The following is a 16,126-nucleotide window of genomic DNA, read 5'->3' as shown; positions in this document are numbered from 1 at the left end:
AGTGCACTATCACCACCGTATTGATAACAGCGTTGTGCAGAGTTATCACTGCGCGCAATGAGCGCTTGCTGGTTATTTTTTTGCTTACCTTGCTGTGCGGATAACTCCCGGTTAATCACTCCATAATCATCATCGGGCTCCATGGCCAACCGTGACCAGAGTTCGCCCACCTCAGTCTGCGGCACATGTGGTTGGGGCTTCTTCTTCGCGGTACCGAACGTTCGCTTGATGTTCAGGCCGCCCAGCGGGTTGTTGGTCGCTTCGCCTATCTCGATCGCATACTCGAACACCTGACTGGTCCAACCACGCACCTTCTTCAGGTACTCCATCTTGCCTTGCTTGTGCAGGATCTCTAACGGACGGAGCGCCAGGCGCCTGTCAATCGTATCGACCGGGATGCCAGCCAGAAACGGGAAAGCGTAAGACTCGAGCGCTGATAAGACCGTCTCCGAGTAACCTGACTTCAAGCCAGCACGCCCTTTCCAGTAATCCTTGGCCAGTTGGTCGAAGGGGGTTGCCCCAGTCGCTTCCTTGAGTTCAGCCATCGGTGTGTGACGGGCAGGGCGGGGATCAATTCCTCGAGCAGCTAATGCACGAAGATGCTCGGCTTTCGTGCGCGCGTTCTCAAGTGTCATCGCAGGGTAGACACCGATCGACATCGGTCGTCTCACGCCCTCAAATGTGATCTGCAACCGCCACGTTTTTGAGCCCGAAACCGCGACCAAAACATGCAGGCCTTTGCCATCAAATAGCGTGTACGGTTTGTCCTTCGGCTGCGCTTTTCGAACGGCCGCCACGGTGAGCTTGTTAACCAGTTGTGTAGGCATCGCTGGGTGCCACGGTCTGACTGCGAGTCCTCAGAAGTGATCACATGCCAACGGCTGGGTGATGAAATTTGATCACTTCGTCAGGGTTTGGTGTCGACCTTGGCAGAGTTTCCTGGTGGTTAGTCGACGGCAGTCTAGCACCTAATGCCGCAAAACAAGGTGTTCTATGGTGCTTGGGAGTTTGCCGTAGCCAACGGTAGATAAGTCGTTGGCGGAGAGAGCGGGACTCACAGTCGAGCCGGGGAGAGCGGTTTCACGTGAAATGCCTTCCTTTCTGGATCCCGATTTGATCACTTTGGCATCAAACGAATTAGGTGCCGTGTAGTGTTTCAGAGTGCTCCCGCAAAAAACCCGGCCGGAGCCGGGCAAATCCATCGCGCAGGATGCGCATGGAGGAGACACCTTGCATTCAATTCATTGCGATTGACAGTTCACCGCCAACTTTGACACGACTCGCGGCCAGTGGGTCTAGCGACTTCGTCCATCGGGGTGGCGCTTCATCCCAGCGATACCAGCCGTAGTAGGGGCCCGACGCATAGTGATAGATCGTGCTGTCTTTGTAGACCAGGCGCTCCACATGTTTGGTGTTGGTCATCGGAACGCCCGCTATCTGCACCTGGCGGCCAGCACTGATACTCCATTCAGCGCCTGATAGGGTGTGCAGTGCAGTATCGATATCAGAGATCTCCATGCCATCCGGGCTCACGACTGGTGCTGGAACAGGTACTGGTACGAGCACCGGGTCAGGCGGGGGCAGGGCGGCAATCTCTGCCATTCGTTTCTCGATGGCATCGAGGCGATCGATCTGCAACGTTAATGCGCGGAGCACTCGCTGTTCGCTCGCCAAAATATTGAAGCGCGTATCGCCTGACGCCTCAGTGATGACCTCGCGGGCCTGCAGCATGAAGTTGTCAAGCAGCGCTTGTTGAAACCGCTCATTCGGGGTTGTAGGGTCTGCCACTGATGTCTCCGTTAGAGGGCTGTGAGAGCCCACACAATTAGTCCGCCGATCAACATGCCACCGCCCAGGGGTGCCCATACGTTTCGAAGGTCCGCTAACCGCCGTTGGTGCTCGCTGTGCTTGAGATCATTGATCTTTCCCGACAGCAACTTCGAAAGTAACTTTAGGTGGTCCGCCTGGCGTTCAGCAATAGTCTTGACCCGGGCGCCGTTGAGTAGGTCTCTGGGGTGAATATCCCCACGAAGTCGCACGTACTCAGCGAGCACGACTACCTTGTAGGGGGTGCCATCGCGCGTCATTGAGTCCTCCTGGAACTCTGGGAACTCGCTTCGGGTGTAATCGCCAATGCTTCGTACGTGGCTGGGCTGCATTTCATCGTCCTGATGGTTGAGAAAACCCACCGGCGATCTCAACGGCGCCGGCGGGAAGGGGAAGAGCGATCCGCCCGTCGCTACAGACGGGGTTTATCCGGGCCTCGTCCGAATGCCTTTAGCTACCATCCAGCGGTGGTGGGTTATCCCGCAACTGCTGCTGGGTGATATACAAATCAGTGGGGATGGCAGTGCCGTCAATCCGTGGTCCCTCAATCGTGCAAAAGTTGAAGGGCTGCCAGGTTTCTAGGATCCGCTTGGTGCGAGACAGACCAACACCGGCGTTTGCACCCAACACTTCAATCTGAGTATCAAGTTCCGGCCAATAGTCAGCGCCCGATTGCAATCCCCAGATCGCCGTACTAGCCAGGCTCCCCGAAATGTTCGAATCGTGCTTGACCATCCGAGCCTCGAGCGTGACAAAGATGGCGTCGATATCGTCGGCGAAGGCAGCGATGCTTGCTCGAATGGGATCTTCGGGGACATCACGGGGGTCCCATTCGCCGTGTGTGATGTACGCCTGTGAAGGCCTGACGCGCACGGAGGTCGGCCCGTCTGTGACCTGCACAAGGTCTTCACTGGAAAGTGTTCCGGCCCATTGCAACGCGTTCTTCGTCACGCGGTATGCCGTGGCTTGAGCGGTCTCATCTATCTTGACCCAGTTTCCAGTAGCCTTGCTTAGGTAGTAGGCGTAACAGTTGCGGGCTTCAATTCGGACGTTATCGCTTGAGTTGCCTTGACCTTCGAACAGGACAAACCATTGGGTGAAAGCGTTCCATAGATCGTCGTCTTTGAACTCTGCAGGCACATCACCACTGTTCAGCCACCACTGAGGGGCTGCACTACCTCTTGCTCGCGCTCCATGCCCTATCTGGGCGGGCGTCGGATTCAGCTGCCATCGAAACGGATTGCCCTGGTTGTCAACGACACCAAGAATCGTGAGGTCGTTGTTACCTGTCATATCCGAGATAATAGTGTCGACAGTATTAAGGGTTGGTGTGGGCGCTGGTGGTGGTGCTGGCGTCGGGGCGGCGCCGAGATTCGATACAGGCTCTATCAGCCCGACGACTGCGAAAGGCACCGTTTCACCGTTGGCAAAGGCCTCCGGGATCACCACATCATCCGTTTGAGCATCACCCACGCTCGATGTGCTTAGAACGTAGATCCCGCTTGCACTTCGCACCGTCGCGGTTAAGCCTACGGTCGCGGGATCGATCCCGGTATTGGTGCCTGAGGGAGTGGTCGCAGGCAGCCTAAAGCCAGTGTCATCCGCCGACAGGCTACTGGGCCACGTATGGCTCGCGAGCACCCCGCTGCCATCACGGATTTCAACCGTTGGGTTTCCAATCCTGGCAATGATCGTGCTAATGATTTGCCCGATCCGCTCTGTCTCTGTTGATCCCTGTATCGCAGTGGCGACTTCACGGTTCAATGCTTCATTCATTACCCACATGGTTGGAATCGGTACCTGACCGCGTCCGGATGGCTTTCGTGCCGTCCACTACCATTTCTTCCAAAATTTCTTTTTCCAAAAAGGCTTGCGTGCCTTCTTAAACATCCAGCCCAGAAACGTCACACCCATCCCTTGAGCGAACGCATACATCTCGCGCCAGACATGTCCTTCTCCGGCCTTATCGCCAAACGCCCCTTCGAACTGACGCCGCCTAAACTGCGCGTCTTCAAGCTTGCGATCGCCACCCACATAGCCATCATCATGCAAGTAGCATCCAGGCTTCACCCAATCGGGTGATAGCCATTTCCGCATTCGGTCTGGCCAGGACTTCGGACCGCAAGGGTAGGGATCGAGTTCGTCGCTCATAGATCCCCCGGTACTTCTTTGCGCTGATTTCGAATGTAGGTCTGCAGCATGATCAATCGACGTCTGACCGTTCGGTACTCGGAGAAGTTGGCAGTAGCGTCGCGGGCGAACTCAGTCATTGGGGAGTCCTTCTCCGGGTGAGGAATCAACGCGCCCGGTGGCAGCATCAACTCCGCTGGTGGGTAATCCGGCTCCAGGGGCTTCGGACACTTCAGGGGCGTGGCGATGATCACCGGGCGCTCTGCTACTTCTTTGGAGCCCCATAGCGTTGTTCCACACCCGCCCAAGAGCGCCAGGCACAGTGCAGACATGGCCATCAATAGCGTCCTGTGCGGCCACCAAGTTGATCCGGAGCGCTTCGCTTTCACGTTGCGATTCTCTAAGGGCCTTCTGATCAGCCTCGGCTCGGCGATTACTCCGCCAGCGCAGAATTCGTTTCTGTTCATCTACCTTCTCCAAGTAGTACTCCTGGCCAGCCAGGTGAGCCTGAGCATTGGCAAGTTCGAATCGCGCAAGCTCGGCTTCAGCATCCCGCGTTGCGTCGGTTGCAGTTACGAGCTCTTTTCTCAAGTCCGTGATCGTCTGGTGAACGGCATCGACTTTCCCCTGATGCCAAATGAATGCCCACGATGTCAGAACAACCGCTATCAATGCTGGAATGCCGTACTTGAGGACCGGCCAGAATTTACTCAGACCTTTTTTGGCAAGCCATACGGAGATAGTTGCACCGAGAGCCATTACGCAGCCCTCTTTAGTTCGACGTGGGGACCGTCGAAGAACGTTTCATCGTTACTCGCCAGGTCACCATCCCAATCGCCACCCCATCGGATGGCGATACCAATGTCTTCAGCAGCCGGTGCAATGACCTCGTGGTAGAGCTGGACGTACAGTTGCTTCTCCCAGATCGGCTCCCATCGTCCATTGATCTTGATCTGTATAACGAAGTCAATGGCTTCGCCTTTGAGATGAGCGCTGTCCATAGTCTTGGACGCGCCAGTCTCGAATAGCAGTCTCTGCACCGCCCGTGTTCGTTTCCCGCCGCGTGGATCAATACGTAGCCGAAGGATTCGCCGGTCAAACTGCTGAGGAAACAAACGATAGATACGCTCTGCCAGGCGAATCATCACCGGCTTAACGCCCTTGAGACGGTCCCGATCGCTACGGGACATCTGAAAGTCGGCGCGAGTGTATTTGCGCTTCATTTGTCAATCTCCGCCCCGCCGCCGAATCTCTGGGACTCTATTTCCCTTCTAACCTCATCCTTAACATCCGCCCTGTCGGATGCCTTGCCGAGCAAAAGAGTGAAGCCCATTAGGGCAAGGTTTTCCATTGAGTTGGCATAACTAACAGAGAATTTGAGGCTCAAATCAGGCCAATAAGCATTGGCAGCCACTAGCACAAGTTCGCCGAGGACGTAGACAATCAGTACGAAAAAGGATGCAGTGAACGCCACTTGCATCTTGGTTTTGGCAATCTTGTCTTTGATCGGAGTCGGCTCACCAACAATGCTGTGGGTCCGAGGGTTGTAAAACCCTATGCCCAAGAATTTCATATCACCGCATCCACTTTGGCCGGTGCTTTGGGTAAGTCAGGCATGACACCGGAAAGTAGTTCACGAGTACCAGTCATCGGCGCATCGATCACAGTCATGCCGCCTGCCTGCTCAGGGAATGCGATGCTGATGTCCATTTCGGATAGCATCGCATTTATCAGCGGCTGCTTGTCTGACAGCAACAATACAAGTCGCGGTGAGCTATCAGATTGGAGAAGTACGCATTTTGTGTTGAGCACTCCCATTCGTCTCACGGAATTAATCAGAATCGGATATCTGACGAACGGAACGCATCCGGAATTCGGCTCCAGAAAAAAATTGCACCCTGAGTCGTTGCAGATCACGCCGAATGAACCGCCGGTACTACTAACAATCAATTCGGTTGCGGTGGGATGCTCGATCGTCTGCCACTTGCCGTGCTCGGGCGGTTCCTGCCCAGAGGCGGCGCTCATCATCAGGACTGCAAGTAAAAACGAGAGAAGCAAGTTCGTCATGATTTCACCTCGTAATTGAGTAACTTGCCGCCCAACTTGTCCAGCCACGGTTTTCCCAAGTAGCCCCCGACGCCCGCGAGACCGAGTGTTCCATAGCGCCCAAGAGTGACCCACCCCAATTCAGACAAAAGACCGGCAAACAAGATTGAGATCAGTCCGGCGAACATGCCGTAGGCAATATCTCTAAGATAAAATCTGAGAGGAACGTCCGGCAGTTCGAGGTATTTGAGGCTGTGAACGCCACCGCCAGCGCCGGCGATCATCACAGCAATGAAAATCGAAAACCACGGCAGTCCAGTGAAGTCGAGCACGAATTGATTCGTTGCCACAACCCCGACGGCAGCGCTCGCTGCAATTCCCTTTCCAATCGCCTCAGTAGCCATGCAGCGCACTCCGCACCCTGACAGCGGGAGTTGCCAATCGCCAGCCAAGAACGACAGAGAATATGCCCGTCAGCAGGTAGTTAACGGCAAGTGTCGGCGAGTAGGGTGGTGCGGCGAGTGATGCACCCGACAAAACCATCAAGCAAATGCCCATCACTATCGCCGGCCGGCCCCTCCAATGAAGGTCTAAGTCGTCGCAAAGTTTGAGAATAAAAGTAGTCCATTCAAACCAACTGAACATCAGCGCTAGAGCCATTACCCCGGCTAGAACTAATGCGAACGGATCTCCAGCAAAAAGACGATAGGTAAGCGAGTCGGTCAGACGGCCCTCAGCCAGCAAGCCCAGAACAGTCGCTACCTGCAACGTTGGGAAGAGCCTAGCCAATCCCGCAAAGCTGAATATTCTGACTACGCTGTCGTTCATATGACCATCTCTAACAAATTGAAGTAGACGGAATAACTGGATGCGGAGATAGGACGGGAACTGATCATGTCCGTTGAACATCGCTATCGGAATTCATGCTCGGTCATTTCCTGTCCGGTCAAGCGTTTTCATAGCATTAAGTCGTTTTCGGCGTGTACGCGCCAGACAACAAAAGACTAGAGGCTGTTTTCCATTCGTCTTTTGACACTGCTCGATAGCAGTGCATTCTTGAGAAGTTCAGCGTTGCGCCTTTTGTGTCAGTCGGGTACACAAATATTTGGACAGACGTTGATGCCGTTGCTTTAACGGCGATAAATATGCGCCTCCACTCAGTACCAACCACTGCATCAAACGGCACGTTCCCGGTGCCTACCAAAGCAAACTTTATTTGCGCATCAGCGACAGTTGATTTAACCAAAAACGAAACCATGCCCCAATCGCCAACAGCCAAATTGTCAGGAAAATTAACGAACAAAAACCTATTAACGGACGTTGAGCCAACCACCGACCCGAAAGTAATACTGGAAGCCGCGCCGACGAAATCATCAACGATGTTCGCGTTTACCGTTGCCTCAGCCGCAACCGAAACAAAAGCTGGGGTTTGAGAGTCTGCTTGGTTATATAAATTGGGCGGGAACGTTGTGTCATACGTGACCGGCAACCCCATAATCGCCCAACCGTTAGGCTGATCTATCGCTATTCCAGTCGGCCAGCGTGACACCGGTCCCGTGCAGTACCCGTGATGACGCTGCTGTCCGTCGTACTCTACATACGAGTCCGAGTCTGCAACGACATGACTGGCGATAAGGGAACCACCAGCACCCATGTTTTTATGCCTTAAAGTGGAATTGACTAGAGATATGGAAGGGCTTGCAGTCTCAGCGTTATATACATTGTTAAGCTCCATCGCGCTATTCTTTACGTAGCAGGACATTCGCGGAATGATTTCACCTTCGTAAGTAATGCTAGGCGTCACTGCATCAACAGTATTTGCTTCTAAATGAGTTCCGTCGAAGACAATATCTCTTGCGCCGATAATCGCGACTCCGCAGGTTTCGCTCCCTTGGATTGACCCGCCTTCAAATCGGTTGCCCGCCATTTCCCACGACGCTCTATTTAACGCAAACAACCCTAGTTTGTTGGATTTCAAATGGACATCGGAAAACGTATTCGCATTGGCTCCACCATTAGTGACTCCTGACGTAATTACTAGCCCAATGTCGTTATCAACAATCTGCATATTTTGGACGACGCCTTCCAGCATTTCGACGTAATCAAGTCCGATTGCGCACTTCTGAATAATGCAGTTCGAGACATGCGAATTAAGCCGCGACCCCGGTTGCCCGACTGCTGTTGTCGTCTCGCCAATTCTCAGCCCGGTGATGCCGGTCGCAGCAGAAGACCCGTATATGTGCAAACCGTCGATACGATGAGCATTCAAATACGTAATATCTCGCTTCACCCATACCGCGACCATACCGGTCGTTTTTGCGAATAACAGCGTTTTCCCCGAGCCGCGAAGCGCGGCAGTCTGCCCCGTTGGAATGATCAACCCAATTGAGAGGTTGTATAAATCATCGGGCAGCAGAACAGTGCCGTGAGGGTTGGCATTGATGGCGGCTTGAATATTCGCTGAGTCATCCAGTGACCCGCCTCTAGCCCGAACAACCACTGCTCCAATTGCAGCGATAGAGCTGGCCAATGCGGTTTTCCCGTCTGAACCTCTGACGAAAAAAGGATTGACCGGATCTAGTGCGACAGCCAATGCTTCAGGGATACGCCCCGCTCTTAATACTGCTGGTCCATCAGCCATTACGCTAACTCCACAATTGCGGCACCATCGGGATCAACCCATGCGGCACCGTCTAAATCAATAAGGGAAACATAGACTGGCTCCGTCAAAGGAACCAGCACAGTCTTTGTGTAAACAATCGAGTCACTTCCGGTTGCTTGAATCGTGATCGGCAGATAGCAGGTATGACCCATCATGCCGGAACCCCGGTCGTGTTCTCAAACGTGAAACCAGTTCCCTCGCCCGCGAACGTGCCATTGATCAGAACTGGGACGCCCGTGATAGTCGAGTCCCGCATGATATTGCCGGCGCTGTGGTGGTTCTTCTCGAACAATCTTGTAGCCCCATTCAAAGCAAGGCGTTCGATAATGTTGTCATTCGCGTTGGCGGTGCTGTGTATGTAGCTGTGGAATGAGATTGCCGCCGTAGTCATGTTAGTCAGCGACATATCGAGAATCGTGTTCGATGTTCCACTCCGGTAGTGCGTAAAAAAGGTGCCATCCTCACCAACGCCAAAGAACCCAATACCGATTGCCATATTTGTGCCGGTGTGATTTTCTACAGAATTGCCTTCAGCTCCGTCCCGAATCATCAATGCCGTGCCGCCGCCGTCTCTAGCTACGTTATCAAGCAAACGATTATTCTTCACGCCACTCCATCGCAACTGAAACGCGCCGCCGTCGAACCCGATAGCGGTATTGCTGTATACCAAATTGTTTTCGGCTGAGTAGCCAGGATCAAGATTAGCCTCAACGATCACCCCGTGCCCGACATGATCGTGCGGCTCCACTCGCAATACAGTGTTGTGGGCGATATAATTTCTAAGACCTGTAGTCCAGCAAAAGTAATCCGTTGATGACTTACCGCCGGTTTGGTTGTCATTACTGGCGACAAAGCATCCGACCGTCTTACTGTCGTCGCCCAGATTCATAATGCCCTCGGCCCCGGCATTTATAACGACGCAGTTCAGCGCTTCATTGTGGTGCGAGTTGCGATGGAATTTTATTCCAAGCCCGTTATAGTCAGCGTTCAAGTCCCCCAAGTCACGACCGAAACAATTCACGATTCGGCAATAAGACATTGCCGTGCCGTAGACGCACGCACTGACGTTTGTCATCTGCAGATTGTGCAGCTCGATATAGCTACGGTTATCAAGACTGAATATCAGCCCAGAATTTCGTGTTGCCCCCCTCAGCACCGGGCCATTTGCGGCGTTTATAGTTACAAACGTCTCTCCGCTACGGTATGCATTGGCGTCGCCGGGACTTGCCCGGTATCCAACTACCCGAATCGGGGCGGCGCTAGTTCCGTTGCTTGCAAAAACAATCGTACCGGTTGTGTATGTCCCCGATTTGACAAAGATCGTTGTGCCGGGCACAGCCTGTTGGGCGGCGTAGGCCAGTGTGCGCCACGGGTTGGAAACACTCTGACCATTTGCCGCATCAGACCCATTGGGGTCAACATATCGCGCCAGGGCCGGATCAAAACTGATTGTCTCAGGAGTTAACGGAGGTCGCACTTGCGGCGGCGGCGTTGCTGCTGGCGCAGGGGCCGGTGGTGGCGGAGGGGTAGGCGCACCTACCTCGGCCACATTCAGATAAACATCTGAGTAAACAGGCTCACTACCATTAGCCGACACGTAATAACTGAAACTATCTTCACCAATGAAATCCGTATTAGGTAAGTAGTCAACCGTTCCATCGGACCGCAATGTGCACGATCCGTTATTGATCACAATAGGCACATCCACCTGTGCCGTGAACTGATTTATCGCAACAATCGAAAGATTCGCGCCGGTGTCGTTCGCCAGTAATGGCATATTCAACAGGATGTTTTTCGTGACCGCGTAAGGCCCCTCGGAGCCAGGTACAGCTACTGGCGCAGCACTGACCGTCCGCGCAGTGAATGTCGTATCTATCCAATACCAAGTGCCTCCCGCCGCGCGGAATAGAAGACGAGCATAGACAGTTTCGCCAGCCCCAGGCAATCCTGTCGGCGTCACGAATGGGTTGATCAAAACACCAGAATCGAAATAGTCGCTACCGCCGAGCGTTGACCCTAGTAGTAATTGATACTCAACATTTCCAGCAGTGGTCCAGCGGAACGACGGATTTTGTCGAAAGAGCGTTGTCGATGGCCCAGGCAAGTAGAGCGCCGGTGTCGTCAAGACATTAGAAGAGACTGAGGCACTAATATTCGCATCACTCGACGTGTTCACACCATCACTAACGGCATAAGGAATAATCAATGCTCCGTAGTACCCAGGATTGGACCTTATTTCAATTGAACCGCTCGGTAACAATCTTGCTTCACCGTTAGTGATGTCAATCCACTGACCAAGATCGGCAGTCGCCGCCCCGATCTTGGCAACGAATAGCGTTTCGTTTTCTGGGTCGGCCGATTGGCCCGCTGCGTCAACCTCGATTGTCTCGTCATGTTTGAGAGGCAAAGGGCCGATTGCCGGCGACGTTGGTGACTGATTGGCTTCGGCAACAGTGGTATGCGAAACAAAAATAGCAGTCAGCTCTCGCCAAGCCCCTCCGTCAACTCGGTATCGCAAATCGACAACGACCTGACTTCCATCTGCCGGCAGGCCAGGAATTTCATAAATATTACTCATTAACACCTCGCTAACATGGATAGGGATGCCACCACTGTTAGGGGTAACGACAATTTGAAATTCTGTATACCCACCCGGCACCCATGCAAAACGTTGCGTAGTCCCGGTAAAAGTCTCAAATGGGATGGGCGAGAGCCAGCCCACCGGGCACAACAATTCCGCCGGATCAGCAACGGTTACCACGCCAGTCACAGGATCAATGGCGAATGCACCGTTGTAGTCGTCGGTGAGCGTCCAATCGCTGAACGTGATGTTTTCAGGCCCGCCGTTGCCTGATGCTGTGCCGACTACTGTGCCGTTCGGGGATAGCTCTGTGATGGGGGCGGAGGGCGTGAAAATCAGTCTGGGCCCGCTAGTACCCAAGTGGTGGATACCCGAGCTAATACCGCGACGGGCTCTTCCAAGTCCAATCGTGTTGCCAAGGTAGGCGATGCCGGTCATTACGTACCTGTAATGACGTAGACCGAACCACCGCTCGAGACAGTAAAGGGGATGGCAGCGGTAAATGGACCAATCGACAATGCGAGGACCTCATCATTTGGGCCTCGCTCGCGCCCGAGAACTGTGCAGGTTCCGGCAACAACCTCCAGCAGGAAATGCTTCGTGTCGGCGGGAATACTGTCGTCGGCGCTATAAAGTTGACCGGCGGCGGCGATGCGGCCAACGGTGCCAAGACCGCTAGCTTCGCCCGCCGGCATCGTTAGGAGTATTCCATTTTGGGAGCGTAAACGCTCGGACCCGCCCGTTTCGGCGCTTTGAGCTTGCAAATCTGGCATGACGTCACCTGTCGGATGCCAATGCCGCAGCCGCAGTTGCCCGGATCTCTCTTGGGGCCGCCTTCCTAATACGCTGTGATCTGGTCAGGCTCATCGCCTTAACCCTGCGCTTCAGTTGGCTCCGCGTGATACGGATTGGAAACTGCGGGTTCTTTTCGTTCCACGCAGTCAGGCGGCTTCGTGCTCGCTCAATCTTGCTATCGTCTTTCTCAAATAAACCTTCGGCCCATAAACCAGCGATCTCACTTTCGTTGCGCCGATTGATGTTGACCTTGCTCTGTACCTGCCACTCGGTTCGACCAGCTGCTGCAACTGAGGCTGGTTGGAATCCCATGCCCTTAAAAATCGCTTCGAAACCGTTTGTATCGACTACCCGTCGGCCACGTGTGTCACGGTACATGCCGAGCGTGGCCATATCATAAGCCTTATAGGCGTTCGTGAGTGCAACTGGCATCATTGATTTGAGCGCACCAACAGGCTCACCAGCCAGCAAACGTTCAGTGCCTTTGCCAAGTTGCTTGGCCATGCCGGCTGCTGGTCCGAGCATTTCCAACACTTCACGACTGGGCCCGCGATTCGATTTCAAGAACGCGCCGGTACCAGGAATCAAATTGCCCATCCCCAAACGCTGCTGAACGTCTATTGGCGCCCCTGGAATACCCGAAGCACCACGCATCATGAGCGCACTGATCTGCTCGCCGAACACATCAGCCATGAACTGTTCTTTGGCTTCGCCCACTTGGAAGTTGTACCCAGCGGCCTGAGCGAGCGTATCAATCACATCATCCAGGTCTTCCATGAATGGCAAGCCACTCAGGCCTGATATCGCAACGAGTACACCCAAAGCCAACAAACCGGCGTTACGAGCATCCTTGTTGGGGTTAATCTTGCGACGCCCTGTCTTTGGGTCGGTGTATAACAGGAGGCGCGAGACAAATTCAATGTAAGCGATTGAGTATTGCTTGAACGTCATAACTACCGACCCTACCGCACCGCGGCCGATGTTGACGCGGTTCTCGCGTGAGTAGATACCCTGAGTGGCTTCGACGGCGTCCTTGGCGTCAAAGTAGGGTGTTTCGGAGCCGTTCTCCTTTGCCTGCCTGTACGAAGCGATGAAGGCAGTCCTGCGGTTGAACACCTCTGCTTGCTGAAACAGGTAACCCCATGCGAACAACGCTTTGCGCATGTTCAGAGATTTGCCGCGTGAACGCGTGACCTCCGCTGTTAGGGCATGGATCTCCTGCGGCTCGACGACACCGTCCTCAGCAGCCTTCTCAAGTGCTTGGGCCATGTCATGGTCTTTGGCACCGCGTAGGGCTTCCATCGCCGCAGCTGTGACCCGTTGGCCCGCTCCGAGTGCGCCATCCTTGACGGCCAGGTAGGGCATCGTCATCGTGAGTGACTGAGTCATATTCACGGCTGCTGACGCGATTGATCCGCCCAAGAACCACGTAAACATCAAGCCGCGGATGGCAGCTGCCTCTTCAACCGGGTTCTGAAGGTATTTAACCAGTGCGATCGCATCATCCTTGACGTCGCCTTTCTCTTGCGAGATGTTCTCAGCGGCATCCAGCATGTCTTTCATGTGGTAGCTAGCCGAGACTGACCGAGCGTTACTCGTCACAAAGTGCGCCAACACACGCGGCAAATCTTCGCTGTAGCCTGGCGTTCCTTTGCGCTCGAGCATTCGCTTCATGCTTGATCGATTGGATTTAACCAACTCGATATAGGCCCGCCACTCCGGTGAGCCATCAAACCCGGCTGAACTACCAAACACCTCAAGCGTGTCGGGCGAGATCCCCGCGAAGAGCTCGTAGTCCTTCTGGCTCATCACGCCTTGCTGAAGAATAGCGTTCGGATGATCTTCTTTGATGGACTCGTATAGCGCCGCAGCGTCCTTATTGGCAGATGCAAGTGAATCGTAGGCACTGAAGTAAAGCGATTCGATATTGCTATCACCTTCCTCGGCATCTTCGTTGACTTCGAAGATCCATACGCCGTACTGACCAAAGCGAGATAGCGGTGCATAACCGCCATCAATCAGAGCCTGCACCCGACTGACATGCTGTTGTCCGTCCTCGACCATCTCTTTGGCCGCTTCGATCTGCTCGTAACTGGCCCAGGAGGACTTTTTCAGATGCTCATGATTTTCTTTAAGGATCTCCATAGCGTGATCCATATCCCGGGCATCGCGGATCTGTTGGCGTAGCTTGAACGGCATCCGGCCGTAGCCCAAGCCCTGAAGGTGAGCCTTGGCGATCTCGTGCAGTGACGTATCGATCGCGTTGCGTCCTTCGAAGTACAGGTCGATCTGCTTTTCGTTCAGGCCAAACTCATCCGCTAGTTCCTTCTCCGTGTAGACCTTGCCCTTGGTTGGGTCCGAATCAATCAGTGTGCCGGAGAACAATGCCTTTGAAACTGCGTCCTGATCCTCTTGCTTGAGACCCTTCCGACGGTTTGGGCCGACTAGGTCGCGGATACTGCCCAGCTTCGGCAGTAGATGCGGAGCCATATCTGCTGCCTTGTTGGCCACCCGGTTGGTCGTCTGTGTGAACGCCTGAGCGTGACGAAACACCTTGGAAAAATCTGCATCGAGCGTTGCCTTGTGATACTGGGTATTGATACCCCGCCACCATTTGAAGGCCTTGCCGTTTGTCGTTCGGTTCTTCCACGCCTGGTGAAGAACATCGCTAATCTGAGCTGCAGTGCCCGCCTGTGCTGCATCGCTCGGCTCAATCGGGTTTGGCGATGCTTGATGAAACGACACACGGGTACCGTGCCCGGCTTTCGGGGCGCCAGATTGCACGAACTTTCGAGCGGGTTCGATAATCGATTGAATAATGTCATGATTGCTCAAAGCTAAAGGCACACCAAGCGATCGTAGCCAATTCCGAATAGCCGCGATGGCACGTTGCACTATATCGAGCTCGGGGGTGTGCTGGGCTGCTTCGGCAAGGACTTCTTCAGCTGCTTTTCTGCGAAGCGCTGAATCTCGGTAATCCCATCCGTACTCTTTTACCTTGGCCCGTACTGCGGCAGGTCGGCGCTTCGCCACGTCATCCATAACTGCATTTAGATCTTTTCCTAGCAAGCCCTGAATGCCATAGTGCCCAAACGCCTCATGAAAGAGACTCGTTGCGATTGCATGGTCGGTTTTCAGTTCATCAGCAAATAGATATATGTGCCCGGCGCGATGGGCAGCCATTGGACGGCCTTTCGCATCAGGTGACAGATCCGCCTGCATACTTTTGTCCGCATCGTCGAACGACGGCAGCACTGTTATTTCCGGGCGATTCGTCCAGGATGCCGCCAACTGGTCAGCGATCGCTTGAACCCGCTCAACACTCGCGTCCGCCTCTTCAGGGTTGGTATCACTGAGATTGAACAGTGCGACCTTGTCGCCATCAGCTTTCGTTTCAACGACCTGGAACAGATTGTCGAATGCCTCTCGAATCGTTGGCATTTCATCAATAGTGGGGTAGGGGTAAGAACTATCGAGTTCCATCCCCATACTGGCCATCGCGTCCCATGACTTCTCATCAACGACATTGGCTAGGTAGTCGTTCGATACCTCCTGGTCCTGAAGCTTGGCGATCAGATAGGCTTCAAACGCCCGGGCCGACATTTCTCGCTCGGTCGCCCAGTAGGGTTTGCTGCGGCGGCCGTCCATCTTTTGCGATCGTTTGACCATCTTGGTACTGACAATCGCTTTGCGCAAATTGGTGAACGCTTCTTGAAGCTCAGGACGCATGGTTCGTGCGGGGCGTTCGGATGCATAACCTGGTGCATCCGAACGACGGTTGAAGTAATTGTCCAGCGCATGCCACCACTCGTGTCCTAGACTGCCAGCGCCTGCCTTCTTCGTCAGGTTGATCGCAATAGCGTCAGGTTCGTAGTGAGCCGCAAACGCTTGCCTACCGCCGGTACCGCGAGCTCCGAACGCCAGACCGAGTTCACCACTCAGTGAGAGCGCCTGTGGTGGTACGTCAACGACGGCCGCCAGGTCCATCAGCGAGTCAAACGTGTTGTTCAGATCAGATTGGCGTTTGCCTTGCTCAACCCAGTTGCCGAATTCAACACCACGGAATGCAAAGGTCTGCGCGAACA

General features: G+C 54.1%; 15 protein-coding genes. All 15 read right to left on the bottom strand.

Going from position 1 to position 16,126, the window contains the following annotated elements:
• The coding region (locus Q0688_RS20075; RefSeq protein ID WP_299081552.1) for an integrase arm-type DNA-binding domain-containing protein at positions 1–827 on the bottom strand (827 nt) is incomplete at its 3' end.
• A 409-nt stretch (positions 828–1,236) separates the two neighbouring features.
• Positions 1,237–1,788, bottom strand: a complete 552-nt coding sequence (locus Q0688_RS20070) for a hypothetical protein (protein ID WP_299081549.1) — start codon at positions 1,786–1,788, stop codon at positions 1,237–1,239.
• 489 nt (positions 1,789–2,277) lie between these two features.
• Entirely contained in the window at positions 2,278–3,603 is a 1,326-nt protein-coding gene (locus Q0688_RS20065) for a hypothetical protein (protein WP_299081546.1), read from the bottom strand.
• Positions 3,604–3,660: 57 nt separating this feature from the next.
• Positions 3,661–3,978 (bottom strand): hypothetical protein, encoded by a 318-nt coding sequence (locus Q0688_RS20060; protein ID WP_299081543.1) that lies wholly within the window; start codon positions 3,976–3,978, stop codon positions 3,661–3,663.
• A gap of 111 nt (positions 3,979–4,089) precedes the next feature.
• Positions 4,090–4,716 carry a hypothetical protein gene (locus Q0688_RS20055; protein WP_299081540.1) on the bottom strand — a complete coding sequence of 209 codons (627 nt, stop codon included), beginning with the start codon at positions 4,714–4,716 and terminating at the stop codon, positions 4,090–4,092.
• Positions 4,716–5,180, bottom strand: a complete 465-nt coding sequence (locus Q0688_RS20050) for a M15 family metallopeptidase (RefSeq protein ID WP_299081537.1) — start codon at positions 5,178–5,180, stop codon at positions 4,716–4,718. Before Q0688_RS20050 ends, Q0688_RS20055 begins: the two co-directional genes overlap by 1 nt.
• On the bottom strand, positions 5,177–5,530 hold the full coding sequence (locus tag Q0688_RS20045; protein ID WP_299081535.1) for a hypothetical protein: 354 nt from the start codon (positions 5,528–5,530) through the stop codon (positions 5,177–5,179). Before Q0688_RS20045 ends, Q0688_RS20050 begins: the two co-directional genes overlap by 4 nt.
• Positions 5,527–6,024 carry a hypothetical protein gene (locus tag Q0688_RS20040; protein ID WP_299081532.1) on the bottom strand — a complete coding sequence of 166 codons (498 nt, stop codon included), beginning with the start codon at positions 6,022–6,024 and terminating at the stop codon, positions 5,527–5,529. Before Q0688_RS20040 ends, Q0688_RS20045 begins: the two co-directional genes overlap by 4 nt.
• On the bottom strand, positions 6,021–6,407 hold the full coding sequence (locus tag Q0688_RS20035) for a hypothetical protein (protein ID WP_299081529.1): 387 nt from the start codon (positions 6,405–6,407) through the stop codon (positions 6,021–6,023). The genes Q0688_RS20040 and Q0688_RS20035 overlap by 4 nt, the downstream gene beginning before the upstream one ends.
• Positions 6,397–6,831, bottom strand: a complete 435-nt coding sequence (locus Q0688_RS20030; RefSeq protein ID WP_299081526.1) for a hypothetical protein — start codon at positions 6,829–6,831, stop codon at positions 6,397–6,399. The genes Q0688_RS20035 and Q0688_RS20030 overlap by 11 nt, the downstream gene beginning before the upstream one ends.
• Before the next feature lie 136 nt (positions 6,832–6,967).
• A complete protein-coding gene (locus Q0688_RS20025; RefSeq protein ID WP_299081523.1) occupies positions 6,968–8,644 on the bottom strand; it encodes a hypothetical protein in 1,677 nt (558 codons plus the stop codon).
• Positions 8,644–8,820: a hypothetical protein gene (locus tag Q0688_RS20020; RefSeq protein WP_299081520.1), complete on the bottom strand. Its 177-nt coding sequence runs from the start codon at positions 8,818–8,820 to the stop codon at positions 8,644–8,646. Before Q0688_RS20020 ends, Q0688_RS20025 begins: the two co-directional genes overlap by 1 nt.
• A complete protein-coding gene (locus Q0688_RS20015; RefSeq protein WP_299081517.1) occupies positions 8,817–11,684 on the bottom strand; it encodes an Ig-like domain-containing protein in 2,868 nt (955 codons plus the stop codon). Before Q0688_RS20015 ends, Q0688_RS20020 begins: the two co-directional genes overlap by 4 nt.
• Complete coding sequence (locus Q0688_RS20010; RefSeq protein ID WP_299081514.1) at positions 11,684–12,019, bottom strand: hypothetical protein; 336 nt, start codon at positions 12,017–12,019, stop codon at positions 11,684–11,686. The genes Q0688_RS20015 and Q0688_RS20010 overlap by 1 nt, the downstream gene beginning before the upstream one ends.
• Before the next feature lie 4 nt (positions 12,020–12,023).
• Positions 12,024–16,028 carry a PLxRFG domain-containing protein gene (locus Q0688_RS20005; protein WP_299081511.1) on the bottom strand — a complete coding sequence of 1,335 codons (4,005 nt, stop codon included), beginning with the start codon at positions 16,026–16,028 and terminating at the stop codon, positions 12,024–12,026.
• Positions 16,029–16,126 lie beyond the last annotated feature (98 nt).

Origin of the sequence: uncultured Paraglaciecola sp. (assembly GCF_937123705.1) — a bacterium.
Classification (GTDB): domain Bacteria; phylum Pseudomonadota; class Gammaproteobacteria; order Enterobacterales; family Alteromonadaceae; genus Paraglaciecola.
Note: the sequence above shows the minus strand (reverse complement) of the source record. Positions and strands in the feature narration are given on the sequence as shown.